This window comes from Amycolatopsis sp. NPDC041971 (assembly GCF_055588925.1).
In genome coordinates, this window is sequence record NZ_JBVJCE010000020.1 from 84,257 (window position 1) to 102,723 (window position 18,467).

General features: G+C 68.7%; 17 protein-coding genes. 12 read left to right on the forward strand and 5 right to left on the reverse strand.

Annotated elements, in window-relative coordinates; translation table 11 throughout:
* Nucleotides 1-126 precede the first annotated feature (126 nt).
* The 3 genes from ACZ6DT_RS32570 to ligD all read left to right on the forward strand — a co-directional run bounded on the left by ACZ6DT_RS32570 (nucleotide 127) and on the right by ligD (nucleotide 4,512).
* Entirely contained in the window at nucleotides 127-2,739 is a 2,613-nt protein-coding gene (locus tag ACZ6DT_RS32570; protein WP_465602490.1) for a CHAT domain-containing protein, read from the forward strand.
* A 233-nt stretch (nucleotides 2,740-2,972) separates the two neighbouring features.
* A complete protein-coding gene (locus ACZ6DT_RS32575; RefSeq protein WP_465602491.1) occupies nucleotides 2,973-3,488 on the forward strand; it encodes a lytic polysaccharide monooxygenase auxiliary activity family 9 protein in 516 nt (171 codons plus the stop codon).
* A 76-nt stretch (nucleotides 3,489-3,564) separates the two neighbouring features.
* A complete protein-coding gene (gene ligD, locus ACZ6DT_RS32580) occupies nucleotides 3,565-4,512 on the forward strand; it encodes a non-homologous end-joining DNA ligase (protein WP_465602492.1) in 948 nt (315 codons plus the stop codon).
* 128 nt (nucleotides 4,513-4,640) lie between these two features.
* Here the strand turns inward: ligD and ACZ6DT_RS32585 are convergent, their stop codons facing one another.
* The 3 genes from ACZ6DT_RS32585 to ACZ6DT_RS32595 all read right to left on the reverse strand — a co-directional run bounded on the left by ACZ6DT_RS32585 (nucleotide 4,641) and on the right by ACZ6DT_RS32595 (nucleotide 7,293).
* Entirely contained in the window at nucleotides 4,641-5,312 is a 672-nt protein-coding gene (locus ACZ6DT_RS32585) for an AAA family ATPase (protein ID WP_465602494.1), read from the reverse strand.
* Nucleotides 5,313-5,367: 55 nt separating this feature from the next.
* Nucleotides 5,368-6,033, reverse strand: a complete 666-nt coding sequence (locus tag ACZ6DT_RS32590; protein WP_465602496.1) for a DUF998 domain-containing protein — start codon at nucleotides 6,031-6,033, stop codon at nucleotides 5,368-5,370.
* Between the two features lie 108 nt (nucleotides 6,034-6,141).
* On the reverse strand, nucleotides 6,142-7,293 hold the full coding sequence (locus tag ACZ6DT_RS32595) for a beta-ketoacyl synthase N-terminal-like domain-containing protein (protein ID WP_465602497.1): 1,152 nt from the start codon (nucleotides 7,291-7,293) through the stop codon (nucleotides 6,142-6,144).
* 35 nt (nucleotides 7,294-7,328) lie between these two features.
* On the opposite strand from ACZ6DT_RS32595, the gene ACZ6DT_RS32600 reads away from it, so the two are divergent.
* From ACZ6DT_RS32600 to ACZ6DT_RS32610, 3 genes are all read left to right on the forward strand, one after another.
* Complete coding sequence (locus ACZ6DT_RS32600; RefSeq protein WP_465602498.1) at nucleotides 7,329-10,004, forward strand: sensor domain-containing protein; 2,676 nt, start codon at nucleotides 7,329-7,331, stop codon at nucleotides 10,002-10,004.
* A 337-nt stretch (nucleotides 10,005-10,341) separates the two neighbouring features.
* Nucleotides 10,342-10,905 (forward strand): TetR/AcrR family transcriptional regulator, encoded by a 564-nt coding sequence (locus tag ACZ6DT_RS32605; protein ID WP_465602500.1) that lies wholly within the window; start codon nucleotides 10,342-10,344, stop codon nucleotides 10,903-10,905.
* A gap of 1 nt (nucleotide 10,906) precedes the next feature.
* Nucleotides 10,907-11,269, forward strand: coding sequence for a tautomerase family protein (locus ACZ6DT_RS32610; RefSeq protein WP_465602502.1), 363 nt, complete (start codon nucleotides 10,907-10,909; stop codon nucleotides 11,267-11,269).
* Here the strand turns inward: ACZ6DT_RS32610 and ACZ6DT_RS32615 are convergent, their stop codons facing one another.
* Nucleotides 11,270-11,974 (reverse strand): CDP-alcohol phosphatidyltransferase family protein, encoded by a 705-nt coding sequence (locus ACZ6DT_RS32615; RefSeq protein ID WP_465602504.1) that lies wholly within the window; start codon nucleotides 11,972-11,974, stop codon nucleotides 11,270-11,272.
* A gap of 57 nt (nucleotides 11,975-12,031) precedes the next feature.
* Between ACZ6DT_RS32615 and ACZ6DT_RS32620 the strand changes: the two genes are divergently transcribed.
* Genes ACZ6DT_RS32620 through ribA form a run of 5 tightly spaced genes read left to right on the forward strand, consistent with a single transcriptional unit; the run spans nucleotide 12,032 to nucleotide 16,872 of the window.
* Nucleotides 12,032-13,012 carry a zinc-dependent alcohol dehydrogenase gene (locus ACZ6DT_RS32620; protein WP_465602506.1) on the forward strand — a complete coding sequence of 327 codons (981 nt, stop codon included), beginning with the start codon at nucleotides 12,032-12,034 and terminating at the stop codon, nucleotides 13,010-13,012.
* Between the two features lie 23 nt (nucleotides 13,013-13,035).
* The gene (locus ACZ6DT_RS32625) at nucleotides 13,036-13,434 is read left to right on the forward strand and encodes a 6-pyruvoyl trahydropterin synthase family protein (RefSeq protein WP_465602508.1); all 399 of its coding nucleotides are present in this window, start codon (nucleotides 13,036-13,038) and stop codon (nucleotides 13,432-13,434) included.
* Entirely contained in the window at nucleotides 13,431-14,498 is a 1,068-nt protein-coding gene (locus ACZ6DT_RS32630) for a glycosyltransferase family 4 protein (protein ID WP_465602509.1), read from the forward strand. The genes ACZ6DT_RS32625 and ACZ6DT_RS32630 overlap by 4 nt, the downstream gene beginning before the upstream one ends.
* Complete coding sequence (locus ACZ6DT_RS32635; protein ID WP_465602511.1) at nucleotides 14,495-15,313, forward strand: methyltransferase domain-containing protein; 819 nt, start codon at nucleotides 14,495-14,497, stop codon at nucleotides 15,311-15,313. The genes ACZ6DT_RS32630 and ACZ6DT_RS32635 overlap by 4 nt, the downstream gene beginning before the upstream one ends.
* Nucleotides 15,310-16,872: a GTP cyclohydrolase II gene (gene ribA, locus ACZ6DT_RS32640; RefSeq protein WP_465602512.1), complete on the forward strand. Its 1,563-nt coding sequence runs from the start codon at nucleotides 15,310-15,312 to the stop codon at nucleotides 16,870-16,872. The genes ACZ6DT_RS32635 and ribA overlap by 4 nt, the downstream gene beginning before the upstream one ends.
* Nucleotides 16,873-16,931: 59 nt before the next feature.
* Here the strand turns inward: ribA and ACZ6DT_RS32645 are convergent, their stop codons facing one another.
* Complete coding sequence (locus ACZ6DT_RS32645; RefSeq protein ID WP_465602514.1) at nucleotides 16,932-17,627, reverse strand: creatininase family protein; 696 nt, start codon at nucleotides 17,625-17,627, stop codon at nucleotides 16,932-16,934.
* Between the two features lie 18 nt (nucleotides 17,628-17,645).
* On the opposite strand from ACZ6DT_RS32645, the gene ACZ6DT_RS32650 reads away from it, so the two are divergent.
* Nucleotides 17,646-18,434, forward strand: a complete 789-nt coding sequence (locus ACZ6DT_RS32650) for an inositol monophosphatase family protein (RefSeq protein ID WP_465602516.1) — start codon at nucleotides 17,646-17,648, stop codon at nucleotides 18,432-18,434.
* The last annotated feature ends 33 nt before the right edge of the window (nucleotides 18,435-18,467 follow it).

Sequence of the window (18,467 nt, forward strand, 5' to 3'; positions counted from 1 at the left end):
GTGGTTGCTCGGCTACCGACACCCCCCCCCCCCCCCCCCTCCCCTCCTTCCCCCCCCCCCCCCCCCCCCCCCCCCCCCCCCCCCCCCCCCCCCCGCTTCGGCTACTAAGTGTGTTGTCATAGTTCGGTGGCTGTGATTGAGCTGAAGCAACTTGACGTCATCCGCGAAGCTCGGGAATTGCACCGAGCCGGCGTCGATGCGGCGTGCTCGGCCCGTCAGCGCGAAGGTGTCCGGCTGCTCCGCCGAGGCCTGGCGCTGCTTGATTCGATTCGGCCGGTCGCCGCCGAACACCACGATGACTGGCTGGCGACCAGGATCCGCCTCACCTGCACCATCGTGGCGCTTTCGTCCGAAACCGCGGGTGAGGTCACGGCCGGCATCGCCGGCCTCGATGAGGTTCGGCTCCTGCTCGAATCCGTGTCCGATCCGCTTCTGCGTGCCGAACTCGGAGGACAGCTGGACCACAATTACGCCCTTCTGCTCATGGCCGCGGGCCGGAATGAAGAGAGCCTGGCCTATTTCGATTCGTCCATCGGACAAAAGAATGTCGCCCTGGCATCCGCTGAGGACCCGACTCCGCTGCTGGGGCCATATCTGGGCACATTGGCGACACGCGGCTTGGCCAATACTCGATTGGGCGACGTTCGCAAGGCGCGTGATGACTTGACGCGGTCCATCGAGCTTGCGGAGCAGCATGATCTCAAGGCGCAGGCCGCCGACGTGATGAGGCCGCTCGGCTCACTGGAACTCAGGGTGGGGAACGTGCCCGCGGCACTGCGCGTCTTTACCAAGGGCGAACACATTTATCGTGCGCTCGACATGACGGTTCCCCCGCTCCTGCGGCTCGCGCAAGCCCAGGCGTTGCTGACGGCGGGGCTCGCCGAGGAAGCCGGAGAACACCTCGATGAGGTGCTGCCGACGATGCTCGCGCAGCGAAGTATCAGCCGCGATCTCGCCGATGTGGAGTTGTTCCGCGCGTCCGCGGCGCTGATGACCGACGACCTCGAGCTCGCGCGAACCTATGCCGCTTCGGCCCGGCGGCGAACGCTGCGCTGGGGCTGCCAGACCTGTGTCGCCAACGCGACCATCGTCTGCCTTCGCGCCGACGTGCAGGAGGCCTTGCGCACCAACGAAATCCCACCCAGCCTGACCTCCCGCGCGTTGCGTGCGGCGAATGGGATGCCGATGCCGCGGCTCGCGGATCAGGCGGCGCTGGCGCGGATGCTGGCCGTCCGGGTGGAGCTGCGGAAGGGGAAACGCAAACGCGCCGCCGAGCTGCTCGCGCGGATTCCGCGGCCGGGGCGGTTGACCTCCGTCGATTACCGGATGCTGCGCAGGCTTTGCCGTGCGGAACTCGCGGTGGCCAAGGGCGACAAGACCAAGGCGCTGGCGGAGATCCGGGCGGGACTCACCGAACTCGACCGGGTGCGCGACCGGATGGGCGGCCTCGAACTGGTGTCCGGGACGGCGCTGCACGGCAGGGAGCTGGCGGACCTGGCCGTCAAAATCGTGCTGGAGCGAGCCGACGCCGCCCGGTTGTTCAGCTGGACGGAACGAACCCGCGCGCAAAGCTACCGGTACGAACCAGTTGTGGCGAGCGATCCGGAGCTCGTCCAGCGGATCGGTGAGGTGCGGGGGCTCGATCAGGCCGTCCATCAGGCGCAGCACGACGGTCATCCAACGGCCGCGTTGCGCGCGAAGCACGCCGAGCGGTTGCGCGAGGTGCATCGGCTCGGATGGCATACGGGGCGCTGGGGCAGGCCGCGGCCGATCGCGCGGCTCGCCGAGGTCGCCGACGAACTGGGCGAGTGCGCGCTGGTGAGTTTCGCGTACTCGGGGGACGACCTGGTGGCGATGGTCGTCGTCGAGAGGCGGTGCGAACTGGTGCGGCTCGGCTCGGCGGAGCGGGCGGCTGAGTCCGCGCGCATGTTGAACGTCGATCTCGACGCCCTCGCGCCCGATCGGCTGCCCGCTCCGCTGGTCCAGTCCGTGCTCGGATCGGCGCGGAAACAGGCCGAACGACTCGACGTCCAGTTGATCCGGCCACTGGAACACCTGCTCGGTGACCGTGGCCTGGTCGTCGTCCCGACCGGACCGTTGTTCGCCGTCCCCTGGGGAGTGCTGCCGGCGCTGCGGTCGCGGCCGATCGTCGTCGCTCCGTCGGCGACGGCGTGGCTGGGCGCGGAGCGCTCCGCGGTGTCACGCGCGCGGAAAGTCGTCCTCGTCAGCGGTCCTGGCCTGGTCGGGACCAGGGGCGAGCTGGACAAACTCGCCACGCATTACCGCACCGCGCGCACCTTGACCGGATCCGACGCGACCGTGACGTCGGTGCTGCGCGCGCTGGACGGTGCGAAGCTCGCGCACATCGCCGCGCACGGCGCGCACGAGCCCGAGAACGCCTTGTTCTCCCGGCTGGAACTGGCCGACGGGACACTTTTCGCGCACGAGATGGCCGGGCTTGCGCAACCGCCGTCGCAAGTCGTCTTCGCGGCGTGCGAATTGGCGTTGAACCGGATCCGGCAGGGCGACGAGGTGCTCGGTTTCGCCAGCGCGTTGCTCGCGAGCGGTTCGCGGACGGTGATCGCGCCGCTGAGCCGAGTCGGTGACGAGGCCGCGGCGGCGGCGATGGACGATTACCACCGCAGACTCGCCGAAGGGGCCGGACCGGCAACGGCTTTGGCGGACACCATCGCCGTTGACCCGTTCCGGCGACCGTTCGTCTGTTTGGGTGCGGGCTGATCCACCGGCTTGACAACCCCTGTTCGATCTTCACGACTCCAAGTGCCCGGTTGGTTACTCTTGACCAAGTCGTCTGAACCAATTATGGTCTAGACCACATCCGGCTGCTCGGCGCAGCGGCGGATGTGTCCCAACCTTCAGTGGTTTTCGCCCGTCGCGGCCGGAGGAACCTCGAGTCCGCGGACGTTCCCCGATCGGCAGGCGGCGGGTGCAGAGATGGGAAAGGGGTAGGCATGAGCTTCAAACGACGGCTTTTGACCCTGGCGGCGGGTGCGGCGATGGTGCCGGCGGCGCTGGTCGCGATCCCGGCGGGCACCGCCAACGCGCACGGCTACGTTTCCTCGCCTGCGAGCAGGCAGGCACAATGCGCCCAGAACACGGTTTCCTGTGGCTCCATCAAATGGGAACCGCAAAGTGTCGAGGGCCCCAAGGGGCTCATGAGCTGCAACGGCGGTGTCGGCCGTTTCGCGGATCTCAACGACGACAGCAAGGGCTGGAAGGTGCATTCCCTCGGCCGTAGCACCACCTTCCGGTGGACGCTGACGGCTCGCCACCGCACCAGCACGTGGGAGTACTTCGTCGACGGCGCCAAGGTCGCGAGCTTCAACGACAACGGCGCGCAGCCGGGCGCCACGGTCACGCACAGCGTGAACCTGCAGCAGAGCGGGCGACACAAGATCCTCGCCCGCTGGAACGTCTACGACACGGCGAACGCGTTCTACGCCTGCATCGACGCCAACATCAGCTAGGTGCCGGGTCTCGTGAGCGGTAGGGGCGGTCTTTCCGTCCTTACCGCTCGCGAGGCTTTTATGTCAGGCTCACCTTATGAGCGATGACGAACGCGACGGGGTCAAGCTGACCAATCTCGACCAGCCGTTGTTCGAGGGCGCGACGAAACGCGACCTCGTGGACTATCTGGACGCCGTCGCGGACCGCATCCTCCCGGTTTTGGAGAACAGGCCGCTTTCGGTGATCCGCATCCTGCGCGGCCAGGACCCGTTCATGCAGAAGAATCTGCCCAAGTACACACCCGAGTGGGTGAAGCGGTCCGAGATCTGGGCGGAGACGTCGAAACGACAGGTGTCGTACGCCCTGTGCGACGACCGCCGGACACTCCTGTGGTTCGCGAACCAGCGCGCCGTCGAGTATCACCCGACGCTGATGACCGCGGACGCCGACGCGGGTCCGACCCATCTCGTACTGGACCTCGACCCGCCCGCGGGGGACGATTTCGCGCACGTCGTGAAGGCCGCGTGGCTGGTGCGCCAGGCCCTCGACGACTGCGGCCTCGCCGGGGCGGTGAAGACCAGCGGTTCCAAGGGAGTGCACATCTTCGTCCCGTTGGCGCCGGGGCAAGGCTTCGAAGACGTCGCGGCCGCGACCCGCGCGCTCTCCGCCCGCGCGGAGCAGGTGGACCCGTCTCTCGCGACGACCGCGTACATCGTGGAAGACCGCGAGGGAAAGGTCTACCTCGATTCGACGCGGGCGGGCGGTAACACGGTCGCGGCGGCGTACAGCCCGCGGCTGCGACCGGGACTGACGGTGTCGTTCCCGGTGGCCTGGGACGATCTCGAAAACGTGGTCCCCGCCGATTTCACCGTCCACACGGCGCCCGGTCTCCTGGCGGACAAGGATCCGTGGGCCGAATCGATGCCCGCGCCGCAGACGCTGCCCGCGGACCTCGTCGAACAGGGGCACACGATCCCCATCGCGCGCGTCGTGGCGATGCACGAAGGTAAACGCCGGGCACGTTCGCGTGCCCGCAAGGACTGACACCGACGACGGCACCGAGTTTTGCCTACCTTGGACCGCGCCGGGGAGGGCGAAGGTGCTGGGGGCCGGGACGCGCGGCTGGAGAGCCCGCGGGTTTCCCGTGCGCACCAAGACTTCTTCGCCGAGAACTACGTGGGTATCCGAACCGATCGCTTCGTCGCGTCCGTATCCCGCCGGCCCACGCGGACCGCGGGCGCCGCGGGCCGCCCGACGGGGAGGAGCCGGACGTCGCCCGAGCGTTCTCTTCCCGGCTCCTCCTCGGTGACGAACCGCAGTGCCCCGGTGACCTCGCGGGTCACCATCCGCGCGCCGTGCCACCCGGCGGGGACCCAGCCGACGCGCAGTTCACGGCGTACCTTCTCGGCCCGTTTGACGTGGCGGGCGAACGAATGCCGCCGGATGACGCGTCCGCGCGCGACTTGGCCCGCGCGGGCGTCCTCCGGGTCGACGTCGAGCCACAGCAACCGGATGGGCCGTCGGCTCAGCAGGCCGAGCAGGGCCAGCAGCCCGCGGGTGGTCGCGCGGGTCGACGGCTCGTGCACGACGAGCGGGCCGCCGTCCGCCAGCGCGAACCGGACCACCCGCGCGCGATGCCACAGGTGGACCAGTGGCCGATAGCACCGGTACGGCACCACGGCGGGCAGCCGTTCGCGCAGCCGCGCGCGGACCTGGTCGGAATCGAGCACCGGTATCGCGCCGGTCGCCGCCCGGGACAGCAGGGTGGTCTTGCCCGCCCCGGGAATCCCGGCGACCACGAGCAGATCGCGGCGGCCGAGCTGGAATGCGATGCGATCGGTCATAAGGCCTCAACGACCCGGCCGAGGGCAAAGGTTCCGTTACTTTCATCCGTACAGGTCAGGCCGTCACACGCGTCCCCGGCACGACCGTCTTGTCCGGCAGCAGCGTCCCGCCCTTGGTGAGCCACGCGACGCCGAACGCGAGGATCGCCACCGACTCCAGCCACAGGGCCGGGTACAGGGACCTGGTCTCCGCGTCGAAGACGAGGCCGCAGAGCACGATCAGCGCCAGGCACACCAGCATGACCACGCCCGAGGCGACGTAGAGCCGGTTCCGTTCGGATTTGCGGCCGCCGGGGATCTCCTTGTCCGACTTGGTGAACAGCACGATGCAGAAGAACGCCAAGGTGAGGAAGAAGACCGCGGCGAAACCGAGGTGCAACAGGCCGATGATCTCGTCGGTGCGGTCACCGTTCGACGGTGTGGTGGGGAAGAGTGCCACCCCGACCGCGGCCACCGCCGCGATGTTCCCGGCGATGTCGTCGACGCGGCCGTAACCCCGGTAGGACCACAGGAAGACGCCGATGGCGCACATGACGCCGACCCAGACGTCGCGCATTCCCGAGTAGTAGTAACCGCTGATCGAGTTGAGCAGGCCGCCGCCGTCGACGACCAGCTTCCCGAAGATCAGCACGAAGGGCAGCCCGGTCCCGAGGAAACCTATGGCACGCCGCAAGAACAGGTAGTTGTGGACGAGGTTGTCGGACGCCGTTCGCGGGCTCATGGTCGCCTCCGTGCTCAGTGCTTTCCGCTACCGAGGAGTATCGACCACCTGAGCACTGGAAATGACGGTTCGTGACGACGTTGAGACCGTGTGTTATCGAATTGCTCGCTAGGCGGTCTCCAGTACGACAGCCGCGACGTAGCCGCCCATCCCGATCGACGTCTTGACGGTGAGCCCGCTCTCCGGCCGGGACGGTCCGTCCATCAGTCGCGGATGCCCCTCCGCCACCGGTTTCGGCGCCGGGACCAGATCCCGTTCCGCCGCGAGGCAGATCGCCGCGATCTCGGTCAGCGCGCTGCCCGACTGGCTGTGCCCGGTCAGCGGTTTGATCGAGTAGATCTCGGTCTCCCGGGGAAAGACCGCTTCGAGGATCTGGGATTCCGTGCGGTGGCAGAGTTTCGTGCCTGTCCCGTGCGCGTTCAGGTAGCGGACGTCCGACGCCGCGGCGCCGGCGTTCTCCAGTGCCCCGGTCACCGCCGCGACCGCGTTCGTCGGATCGGGGTCGAGCGCCATCGCGTTGTGCGCCTCATGGGTCATGGCGCCGCCGCGCAGGGTCGCGTACGCGTCGGTCTTCCGCTGGGTCAGCACCACCGCGACCGCGGCCTCGGAGAAGGTGAAACCCCTTGTGCCCTCTTGGAAAGGACGGCACGCCTCGAGCGGGGGCACGTCGGTGATCGCCACCCCGCAATGCACGAAGTTGCGCACCATCGGCCTGGTCGCGGACAGATCGGTGGTGACCACCACCACGTCGTCGGCCATTCCCGCGTCCAGCCACATCTTCGCGGTGAGCACCGCGGCGCTGCCGGTCGCGCACATCGCGGACGTGGCCATCGAGGGGCCGTGGAAGCCGAACTCCGACATCAGCGTGGCGATCGGGGTCGAGGGCATCATGCCGATGAACTCGCGCCGGTACATGAGCTTCTCGCCGAGTTCGTTGAGCCTGTCCCAGGTTCGCAGGTCTTCGCGGACGCCGCCGGAGATGACGCCGACGCGGCGTCCTGGCGACCAGCCTCGCGCGACGGCGTCCGCGATCGCTTCCCGTGCCGCGGCGAGCAGGGCACGGGCGTGCAGACTGCCGTCCCTCGCTTCGCCACCCTCGGGCACGTGCGCCACCCAACCCGGCAGATCCGGGGTTTCCCCGAAGCCATCGGTGAATTGGGCGCAGGGGACGCCTCCAGCGAGGCCCTCCCACAGTGCTTCGCGCCCCCAGCCGTAGGCGGTTACGGCGCCGATGCCGCAGATGTCTGTTTTGCTCCGCACGTGTTTCCCTTCAACTACATTCTGTCAACGCTGGGATGGAATGGCCGTACCGATCAGCTGTCCGAGGGGGACGGCTACGTCGATTTAGTGATCTAATCGGAAGCTACATCAGTCGAGTAGGGGGTTTGGATCAGATGGATCCTGACGATCTCGACGGTGGGACTCCCGACACCCACCGGCCTTCGGATCAGGATTCCTCGCCAGCGAACGGCACCGCGACCCGCACGGTGGGAAAAACCGACCGGCACGCGTCACTGGTCCGTCTGCTGACCGAGTTGTCCGCCGAGAGGGATCACCGCGGCGAACCCGCGCTCGCCTTTCTCGGCAAGGGGTACCGCCTTTTGGAGCAAAAGTCCGACGGCGGCGCTTTGGGAACGCAATATCTCACGATGGTCGAAGCGAGCCCTTATGGGATCTGCGTCCATCAACGGGGCAAAGTCGTGTTCGTGAACTCGGCCACCATGCGCTTCGTGGGAGCGAAGGTGTCGACCGAGATCATCGGGATGCACATCACGGATCTGGTCGACGCGGGCTCGCAGGACGCGCTGCTGGCGCGGATCGGTTCGCTGGCCTCGCGCGGCTCGTTCAGCGAACCGACCGAGATGACGCTGCGGACCCTTCAAGGCCGCGGCGTCGCCGTCGAATCCCAGGCGGTGCTCACCACCTGGGAGGGCAAACCCGCGTATCAGGTGATCATGCGCGACCTGACCACGCAGAAGGCGGCCGAGGCGGGTCTGCGGTTTCAAGCCGCGCTGGTCGGCCACGCGAGCGACGCGATCATCGCGACCTCGCCCGACGGGCTGGTGACGAGCTGGAACCCGGCGGCCGAGGCCGTCTACGGACACGACCTCGACGAGGTCATCGGTGCCCCGGTGGCCGAGGTCGTCGGCGCGCCGATGAGCCCGCGGCAGGTCGTCGCGGCGGGCGGTGTCGTGCAGGCGACGCATTTCAGCGCCGACGGAACGGCGCTGGCGGTGCGCGTCTCCGCGGCCGAAATGTTCGACGGTTACGTGCTGCTGTGCGCCGACGAGACCGCGCAACGCCGGGCCGAGGCCGAATTCGCGACCGTCGTCGAAACACTCGACGAAGGGGTGCTGCTGGTCGGCCCCGGCGGGCGGATCGAACTGGCGAACTCCGCCGCGCACCGGATCGCCGGTGTTCCGCCGGGCTCCCTGGTCGGCCTGGAGAGCCGGACGCTGCGACTGCACGACGAGCACGGCGCCCCGGTGCCCGTCGACGACCTGCCGTCCGCGCGCGTGCGGCGGTCTGGGAAGGTCGAGACCGGGCGGGTACTGCAGATCCGGCGGCGCGACGGCGCGCATCGGTGGCTTTCGCTGACCTCCGGTCCGCTGATGGCGCCGGGTCAGAGCGTGCCCTCGGTGCTGACGTCCTTCGCCGACATCACCGAACGCCGGGCCATCAGCGAACGGCTGGCCTACGAGGCCACCCACGACCCGCTGACCAGGCTCGCGAACCGCACGCTCGCGCTCGACCGCCTGCGCCGCACGATCGCCGATCCGGCGCGCACGACCACCGTGATGTTCATCGACCTCGACAAGTTCAAGATCATCAACGATTCGCTCGGTCATACCGTCGGCGACCAGGTGCTGCGCATCGTCGGCGACCGGCTGAGGGCCGCCGCCGGCCCTTCGGACCTGGTCGGCCGACTCGGCGGGGACGAGTTCCTGGTCATCACCACCGGTTATACCGAAGCCGCCGAAGTGCGGGCGTTGGCCGATCACCTTCAGCGACGACTCGCCGAATCGCTCACCGTGCACGGCCGCGAACTGCATATCAATACAAGCATCGGAATAGTGATCGCCGAATCCGGCGATACCCGCAGCGCCGACGAATTGCTGGAAGACGCCGATCTGGCGATGTATCAGGCCAAGACATTCGGACCCGGCCGCTATGCGTTCTATGCGCCGATCATGCGTAAACGGGTGCAGGACCGTTTCGCCTTGGAGCAGGATCTGCGGAACGCCGTCGCGGAAGGCCTGATCGAGACCGTTTATCAGCCCGTCGTCGATTTGCGGACCGGTGCCATGGTCGCGGTGAAGGCGAAGTCCTGTTGGAATCACCCTGTCCGGGGACCGATCGATCCGGCGGAATTGGCCGAGATAGCCGACGACGGCGATCTTTTGACGGTCATCGGGGCGGAGGTGCTCGCCAAGGCCGCCTGCGAGATCTCTCGATGGCGTGCCGATCATGGTGTGCACTGTAATGTGAATGTGAGCCTGTCGGCCCGCCAACTGGGCGATCCCACCTTACTGCAAGTGGTTCAGACAACGCTGGAACACGCGGGGCTGGGGCCGCAGGACCTGAGCCTCGACGTCGACGAGACGGCGTTGAAGGACGCGGCCGACGCCGTCGACGCGCTGCGGAAGACCGGGGTCCGGGTGACCGCGGAACGATTCGGCGCCGGGTACTCGTCACTCGCCCAGCTGTGCCGCCTCGACCTGAACGTGATCGAGATCGACCGTTCGTTCGTCGCCGATCTCGGGAGATCGAGCGACGCCGAGCCGATCGTCGCCGGGATCATGGCGATGGCGCACGCCGTCGACCTCGTGGTGGTGGCCGAAGGGGTCGAGACCGCGCGGCAACTGGAACTCCTGCACGAACTCGGCTGCGATTGGGCGAAAGGGCCGCTGGTGGCACGACCGGGTCCGGTGGACGCCCTGAAATCCGCGTACGAGCACGTCGTGCGGTGAAGTGGACGCGACCAGTACGGGCATCGGCGGCGGGGTAGCGCGTTTAGTCGACTAACTGCGGCTTGAGTACATGAAGGACTCCTTGCTTGCGCCTAGGTACATGAAGGGGGCCTTCACGTACTGGGAAGGCGCGAAGGTCGAACTTCCTCGGCTGGGCCGCGTGAAGGGGCTTCACCGACCGGCGGCCATCGCGAGACGCGCGTCCAGCCGCGCAGTTAGTCGACTGACTGCGGAACGTTGCCGCTGACCTGCGGGTTCTCGCGAAAGTGATAGCAAAGGTCCCTTGCTCCCGCCGCCTCGCCTTGTCTCTGTACCTACTGGTATGTACGGTGCGGAGGTGGACAAGAGGGAACAGCTCATCGAGAGCACTCGAGAGCTCCTGTGGGAGCGCGGTTACGTCGGCACCAGCCCGAAGGCGATCCAGGAGCGGTCCGGCGCCGGCCAGGGCAGCATGTACCACCATTTCCAGGGCAAGTCCGAACTCGCGCTCGCCGCGATCGGCCGCAGCGCCGAGGGTCTGCGGGCCAAGGCGGAGGCCGAGTTCTCCGGTCCGGGCACGGTCGTCGAGCGCATCGCCGTCTACCTGCGCCGCGAGCGCGACGTGCTCAAGGGCTGCCCGGTCGGCAGGCTCACCCAGGATCCCGACGTGATGGCCGACGAGGACCTGCGCAAGCCGGTCGAGGAGACCTTCGGCTGGCTCACCGGCCGTCTCGCCGAGCTGCTCGACGAAGGCCGCGCGGCCGGCGAACTCGAAGCCGCGCTCGATCCGCTCGCCACGGCGACCGCGCTGGTCGCGGTGGTACAGGGCGGTTATGTCCTCGCCCGTGCCTCCGGATCCCCGGACGTATTCGCGAAAGCCATCGACGGCGCCCTCGGGCTGCTCGCCACCAAGGAGAACTGACATGCCCTTCGTCCGCATCGACGCCATCGGGACCGACAAGCTCGAAGCTCTCGGCAACGCCGTCCACGACGCGATGGTCGACACGCTCGGCATCCCGGCCGACGACCGCTTCCAGGTCCTCAACGGCCAGAGCACCTTGAAATACGACGACTACCTGGGGATCCACCGCGACGACGGGGTCGTGTTCGTCGCGATCACCATGCGGCCGGGGCGCACCGACGAGCAGAAGAAGGCGCTGTACCGGCGGATCGCGGAGCTCGCCGAGGAGTACTCGGGCACCGAGCCGCGGAATGTGCTCGTGACCATCAACGAGACGGAGCTCGTCAACTGGTCGTTGGGGAACGGCGAAGCGCAATACGCGTGATCACGCGACCTCGGCGGGTGTGGCGGCGAAGACGTGCTGCTCCAGCAGCCACCAGGTATCGCGTCCGAACGACCACGTCAGCAGCCCGAGCGCGCCCAGCGTGACCACGAAACCGGCCCAGAGCGGCAAGATCGTCGAAGCCGCCAGGACCAGCGCGATGCCCTGCACCGCCGCGACCGCCTTGCGCGCCATGCTCGGCGGCAGCGGCGTGTTCAGCCACGGCCACAGCCTGCTGGCGGCGACGAAGGCGTAGCGCATCGCGCCGATCATGAGCACCCACGGGCCCAGCGACTGCGCGACGACCACGCTCAGGGTCAGGATCAGATACGCGTCGACCTCCATGTCGAACCGCGCGCCGAGCGGTGACGCCGTCCCGGTGCGGCGCGCGACCTGGCCGTCGACGGCGTCCAGGGCGAGCGCGACCGACGCGATGACGACCATCGTGACGATCTCCCGGCCGGCGGTGTCGACGACGAGCGCGGTCACGCAGCCGACCAGACCGGAGCGTGCCAGGGTGACGGCGTCGGCGGGACCGAGGGTGCGCGTGGTGCCCCGGTTCAGGCCGTAGGTCAGGAATCCGCCCACCGCGAGGCCGTAGGTCGCTCCGGCGAGCCAGCCCATCGTCCCCAGCCCGGCGACGGCGTCCAGCGTCCCCAGCAACGCCAACTGGACGAGGACCCCCAGGAAAATTCCGGCGTTGATCACGAGGCCTCCTCGTTAGGGTGACGGTGACCCGATGAAGGGCCGACATGAGAGGACACGATGGAACGCGCCTTCTGGTTCAGTGGTTCCGGTGACGGTGAGCTCAGATCGGTCACGCTCCCTCCGGTCGGCGACGGCGAGGTGCTGGTCCGCACCCTGTGCACCGGCGTGAGCCGCGGCACCGAGACGCTCGTCTTCCGCGGCGAGGTCCCGTCGAGCCAACGCGACGCCATGCGCGCGCCGTTCCAGGAGGGCGACTTCCCGGGGCCCGTGAAGTACGGGTACCTCAATGTCGGCGTGGTCGAACAAGGTCCGGCGGAACTTCTCGGCCAGGTCGTCTTCTGCCTGTACCCGCACCAGACGCGCTACGTCGTCCCGGCGTCCGCGGTCACACCGGTGCCGCGCGGGGTGCCGCCGGAGCGCGCGATCCTCGCGGGCACGATCGAGACCGCCGTCAACGCCGTCTGGGACGCCGCGCCGAAACTCGGTGACCGGATCGCCGTGATCGGCGCCGGAATGGTCGGCAGCAGTGTCGCGAAACTCCTGGCGGGCTTCCCGGCGACCAGGGTGCAGCTGATCGACGTCGATCCGGAGCGCGCGAAGATCGCCGAAGCGCTCGGTGTCGACTTCTCGACACCGGAGGACGCGCTGGGCGACTGCGACCTCGTCGTGCACGCCAGCGCGAGCGAGGCGGGGCTCGCGCGGTCACTGGAACTGCTCGCGCCGGAGGGCGAGGTCATCGAGCTGAGCTGGTACGGCGACCGCCGGATCAGCGTTCCGCTCGGCGAGAACTTCCATTCACGACGGCTGGCGATCCGCTGCAGTCAGGTCGGCATGGTTTCGCCGTCCCGGCGCCTGAACCGGAGTTACGGCGACCGCTTGGCCCTCGCTTTGCGGATTTTGTCGGACCCCGTCTTTAAGGTGCTGGTCAGCGAGGAATGCCGGTTCCATGAACTACCGGACGTTATGCCACGTCTGGCCTCGAATGAACCAGGAACGCTCTGTCTCCGTGTCACCTATCAGTCGGAGGACACGCGCTAAGGGGCACGACCGCAGGAGGTCCGTTGTTCAGTATCACCGTTCGCGACCACGTCATGGTGGCCCACAGCTTCCGCGGCGAGGTCTTCGGTCCCGCGCGGCGGCTGCATGGGGCGACCTTTCTGGTGGACGCGACGTTCCGCCGGTCCGAACTGGACGCCGACAACATCGTCGTCGACATCGGCAAGGCGACCGAAGAGCTCAAGGCGGTGCTCGCCGACCTGAACTACCGCAACCTCGACGACGTGCCCGAATTCGCCGGGATTAACACCTCGACCGAGTTCCTCGCCAAGGTCATCGCCGACCGGCTCGCCGATCGCGTCCACGCGGGCGCGCTCGGCGAGGGCGCCCGCGGGCTCGAGGGGATCGTCGTCTCGCTGCACGAATCCCACGTCGCGTGGGCGAGTTACGAGCGTGTGCTGTGAGTGGCCTTCACGTCGTCCTGCCCAACGACATCGACGACGTGAGCGCGCCCAGCGGTGGCAACGTCTACGACCGCCGCCTGTGCGACGGCCTCGTCGCGGCGGGCATGGAGGTCCACGAGATCGCCGTGCACGGGAACTGGCCGCGGCCCGGCACCGAGGCGCGCAAGGTACTGGCGCGCAAGCTCGCCGAACTGCCGGACGGTTCGGCGGTCCTGCTCGACGGGCTGGTCGCCTGCGGGGTGCCGGAGGTGATCGTGCCGTCGGCGCAACGGCTGTCGATCGCGGTGCTGGTGCATCTGCCGCTGGCCGACGAAACGGGACTTTCGCCTTCGCTCGCCGCCGAACTGGACCGGCTGGAGGCCGAGACACTCGGCGCGGTCGAGGCCGTGGTCGCGACCAGCGAGTGGGCGGCGCGACGGCTGATCGAGCACCACCATCTCGCCCCGCACCGCGTGCACGCGGTGCCGCCCGGGGTCGACAAGGCCGACGTCGCGTCCGGGAGCCTGGACGGAACGCGGCTGATCTGCGTCGCCAACGTGACACCGCGCAAGGGCCAAGGCCTGCTCGCGGACGCGTTGAAGTCGCTCAAGGATCTCCCGTGGACCTGTGAATGCGTCGGCGCCATCCGCCGCGAAACCCGCTACGTCGAACGTCTGCGGCGACATACCCTCGGCGAGCGGTTCACCCTGACCGGCCCGCGGTCCGGTGAAGCGCTCGAAGCGACGTACGCGGCCGCAGACCTTCTCGTGCTTCCTTCGCGCGCGGAGACCTACGGCATGGTCGTCACCGAGGCGCTCGCGCATGGCATTCCCGTGCTGGCGACCGCTGTCGACGCCCTGCCGGACACGCTCGGCCAGGCGCGCGACGGCAGTGTGCCCGGGATGCTCGTCCCCGGTGAGGACGTCAACGCGCTGGCCACGGCCCTCCGCCGCTGGCTCACCGAGCCCGATCTGCGCGACCGCCTTCGCGCCTCCGCCCGCCTTCGACGTGAAACGCTGCCCGGCTGGGACGAAACGGCTCGCGGCGTCGCCGCCGTGCTGCTGAACGAAAGGACGGCGGCATGACCAAGTACGCCCCCAGCTGGCTTCAGCTGCGTGAAGACGCCGACGCCGCCGCCCGCGCGACCGAGTTGATCGAGCCCGTGCGGGCGTTCCTGCGCGGACAGGACGAGGTCGTCGTCCGGGATCTCGGCTGCGGCACCGGTTCGCTCGGCCGCTGGCTGGCCAGGCGGCTGCCCGGCCGTCAGCGCTGGATCCTGCACGACCGCGACCCCGAACTGCTCACCCACGCGCTGGCCCGCACCAGCCGTCCGGAGCACGCGTTGGACGGAAGCGAAGTCACCATCGTCACCGAACAGCGTGACATCACCGAGTTGCGTGCGGAGGACCTCACCGGGACCTCGCTCGTGGCGGCGTCGGCGCTGCTCGATCTGCTCACCGCCGAAGAGATGTCCCGGTTGGCGGAGGCGTGCGTCGAGGCGGGCTGCGCGGTCCTGTTCACGTTGAGCGTTTCGGGCCGGGTCGTGCTGTCGCCCAAGGACGAGTTCGACATCGAGATCTCCGACGCCTTCAACGCGCACCAGCGCCGGGTGACCGACGGCCGGTGGCTGCTCGGCCCGGACGCGGTGGACGTCGCCTTCGGGGTCTTCGAACGGCTCGGTGCCACCGTGCGGCGTGCCCCGAGCCCGTGGCGGCTCGGGGCGGATCAGGCCGCGCTGACCGCGGAATGGCTCACCGGCTGGGTCGGCGCCGCCTGCGAGCAGCGGCCGGAACTGGCGGCGGACGGTGACGTGTACTTGCGGTGGCGGCTCGCGCAGTGCGCGGCGGGTGAGCTGAACGCGATGATCCAGCACGAAGATCTCCTGATGGTGCCGTCGTGAAACGGTTCTGGCCCTGGCTTCGGATCTTCGGCGCGCTCGGCATCCTCGGCGTGCTCGTCTGGCGACTGGGCACGGGCGCGTTCCTCGACGGGCTGCGTGAGATCGACGCCGGCGGTGTCGCCGCCGCACTCGGGATCGGTTTCACCACCACGGTTTTCAGCGCCTGGCGGTGGTGCCTGGTCGCGCGTCGGCTCAGTCTCCGGCTGTCGCTGCGGAGCGCCGTCGGCGAGTACTACCGCGCGTTGTTCCTCAACGGTGTCCTACCGGCGGGAGTGCTCGGCGACGTCAACCGCGCCGTGCGGCACGGCCGCGAGTCCGGTGACGTCCTGCGCGGCGTCCGTGCGGTGGTATTGGAGCGAACGGCCGGGCAGATCGCGGTGATCGGTGCTTCGGTCGCCGTCGTGCTCGGTACGCCTTCCGTAGTGCCGCCGCCGATCGACGGGGCCGTCACGGTCGCCGGGATCTTGGTCGTCGCCCTCACCCTCGCGGCCGTCGTCACCGGGATGACGGCGGGAAAGCGGTGGATCCGCAGTGGATCGAAATGGCGACGCGGCTTCGCCGTCACCCTCGCCGACGTCCGGCTGGGCCTCCTGACCAAGGAGACCTGGCCCGGCGTGAGCCTGCTTTCGATCGCCACCCTGGCCGGGCACCTCGCCCTGTTCGTCGTCGCCGCGCGCGCCGCCGGGGTCACCGCGCCGATCGGCGACCTGCTGCCGCTGATGATCCTCGCCCTGCTCGCGATGGGACTGCCGCTGAACATCGGCGGCTGGGGCCCGCGCGAAGGCGTTTGCGCGCTGCTGTTCGGCGCGGCGGGCCTCGGTTCGGCGCAGGGCGTCACCGTGGCCGTCGTCTACGGCGTGCTCGCGCTCGTTTCCAGCCTTCCGGGTGCGGGCGTTCTGCTCGTGCGCTCGGTCATGAGTCACCGAACAGACAGGAGAAACGCGATGACCGTCGAGAGGGTCGTGGAGACCCGACTGCCCACCCGTTACGGCGTCTTCCGCGCGTACGGTTACCTGGACGCCGACGGCACCGAGCAGATGGCGCTGGTGCACGGCGACGTCGCGGCCTCCGACACGCTGGCGCGGGTCCATTCGGAATGCCTCACCGGTGACGTGTTCAGCTCGATGCACTGCGAATGCGGCGAACAGCTGGCCGCCGCGTTGCGCGCCATCGTCGAGGAGGGCGCCGGAGTCCTCGTGTACGCCCAGGGCCACGAAGGACGCGGAATCGGTCTGCTCGCGAAGCTGAAAGCGATGCGGTTGCAGGAAGACGGGCTCGACACCGTCGAGGCGAACATCGCGCTCGGGCTGCCGGTGGACGCGCGCGACTACCGGGCGGCGGCGGAGATCCTGACTGATCTCGGGGTGCGATCGGTGCGGCTGCTGTCCAACAACCCGGCGAAGGTCGATCAGCTGGAGCTGCACGGGGTGGCGATCAGCGAGCGCGTGCCGCTGCTGGTCACGCCGAACGACGAGAACCTGCGGTACCTGCGGACGAAACAGGAACGGATGCACCACTTCCTGCCGCATCTGGACGCGATCGAGCCGGTGGGCTCCTGAGGGATTCCGGCCGGGTGGCGATGGTTCGGCGCCGCCGCGATCCGGGGACCTGGCGTCCTTCAGCCCAGCGCGGCCAGGGTCTCCCCGAAACTCCCCACCAGTGACTCCAGTACCAGCCGTCCCTTCTCCGCCGTCGCCAGTGAAGGCCGCCCCACCACACCTGACGCCGAATACGGCCGCAACCCCACCGTCAGTAGGTGCCGCCTGTCGTCGGCGAGGTGGTCCGCCTCCGCGAAACCGGGGCGGACCAGCGAAGGATGGGCGTGCAACAGAAGGGAGGTCTCCAGCTCCCCGGCGTGCATGTCGCTGTCCAGCGACGTCTCCAGCCCGGCCGCGTCGTGTGCCGCCTGCCAGCCCTCGACACCAGGGAAGAGCGCCATCGGCGACGTCGACTCCTGGACCACATTGGACAGGACATAATTGCCGCCGTGCGCGTTCACCAGCACCAGTTTCGGCACCCCGGACCGGCGCAGCGAGGTGGCGACGTCGTTCACCACGGCGTACAGCGTCGCGGCCGAGATGCTGACCGTGCCCGGCCAGTCCGCGTGTTCGTGCGAGCAGCCGATCGTGATCGGCGGCAGCCGCAAGACCGGGTACACGGACGCGAGGGCGTCGGCGATCGTCGTCGCGATCACCGTGTCGGTGGTCAGCGGGAGGTGCGCCCCGTGCTGTTCGAAAGCGCCGATCGGCAGCACCGCGACGTCGGCGGCTCGCGCACGTTCGTCGGCCGTCGTGGCCGTCGGGAACAGGTCCATTCCGGTTACGGTACCCATATGACCGACCACGCCGCATTGTTGTCCGTCGCCGCCGAGGCCGTCGCCAAGGCGACCGGAATCATTCGCTCGATGACGTCGTTTTCCGTTGCCGTCAAAGGTGATCGCGACATGGTGACCGACGTCGACCTCGCCGTCGAGGACGCCGTCCGCGACTTCCTGGCGCGGGAGACGCCCGAGATCGGCATCCTCGGTGAGGAGCGCGGACACCAGGGCGACGAGAACCTGTGGTGGGCGCTCGATCCTGTCGACGGCACGGCGAACTTCGCGCGCGGGATCCCGCTCTGCGGCGTTTCGCTCGGGCTCGTCGACGGTCTGAAGAGCACTGTCGCGGCGATCTCCCTGCCGTTCCTCGATGTCACCTACACCGCTGCCGAAGGCCAGGGCGCGTACGCGGGCGAAGAACGTCTCGTGGCCTCGAAGGCGACGAAGCTGTCCGACGCGATCGTGTCGATCGGCGACTTCGCGGTCGGCGAGGGCGCGGCGGTCAAGAACCGCGTCCGGATGGCGTTGCTGGCCGAACTCGGCGGCCGCGTGCAGCGCGTCCGGTTCCTCGGCTCCGCGGCGATCGACCTCGCCTGGGTCGCGCACGGAAAACTCGACGCGAGCGTCATCCTCGCCAACCAGCCGTGGGACACGATGGCGGGGGTCCTGCTGGTGCGCGAGGCCGGAGGGGTGGTCGTCGACGCCGACGGCGGCGATCACACGGTGCGCTCGGCGGCCACCATCGCGGTCGGCGCCGGATTGCGTGACGACCTCGTGGCCGCCATCGCACGGGTGCACGGGTAAGACTTTCTCGGCTGGCGAAGCTGGCGGGCATGA

What these genes read in the sequence shown, in the direction of transcription:
- ACZ6DT_RS32575 (WP_465602491.1), top strand. Translation starts at nt 2,973, where the DNA reads ATGAGCTTCAAACGACGGCTTTTGACCCTGGCGGCGGGTGCGGCGATG.
- ACZ6DT_RS32610 (WP_465602502.1), top strand. Translation starts at nt 10,907, where the DNA reads ATGCCCTTCGTCCGCATCGACGCCATCGGGACCGACAAGCTCGAAGCT.
- ACZ6DT_RS32645 (WP_465602514.1), bottom strand. Translation starts at nt 17,627, where the DNA reads ATGGACCTGTTCCCGACGGCCACGACGGCCGACGAACGTGCGCGAGCC.
- ACZ6DT_RS32650 (WP_465602516.1), top strand. Translation starts at nt 17,646, where the DNA reads ATGACCGACCACGCCGCATTGTTGTCCGTCGCCGCCGAGGCCGTCGCC.
- ACZ6DT_RS32600 (WP_465602498.1), top strand. Translation starts at nt 7,329, where the DNA reads ATGGAATGGCCGTACCGATCAGCTGTCCGAGGGGGACGGCTACGTCGA.
- ACZ6DT_RS32635 (WP_465602511.1), top strand. Translation starts at nt 14,495, where the DNA reads ATGACCAAGTACGCCCCCAGCTGGCTTCAGCTGCGTGAAGACGCCGAC.
- ACZ6DT_RS32590 (WP_465602496.1), bottom strand. Translation starts at nt 6,033, where the DNA reads ATGAGCCCGCGAACGGCGTCCGACAACCTCGTCCACAACTACCTGTTC.
- ACZ6DT_RS32585 (WP_465602494.1), bottom strand. Translation starts at nt 5,312, where the DNA reads ATGACCGATCGCATCGCATTCCAGCTCGGCCGCCGCGATCTGCTCGTG.
- ACZ6DT_RS32620 (WP_465602506.1), top strand. Translation starts at nt 12,032, where the DNA reads ATGGAACGCGCCTTCTGGTTCAGTGGTTCCGGTGACGGTGAGCTCAGA.
- ligD (WP_465602492.1), top strand. Translation starts at nt 3,565, where the DNA reads ATGAGCGATGACGAACGCGACGGGGTCAAGCTGACCAATCTCGACCAG.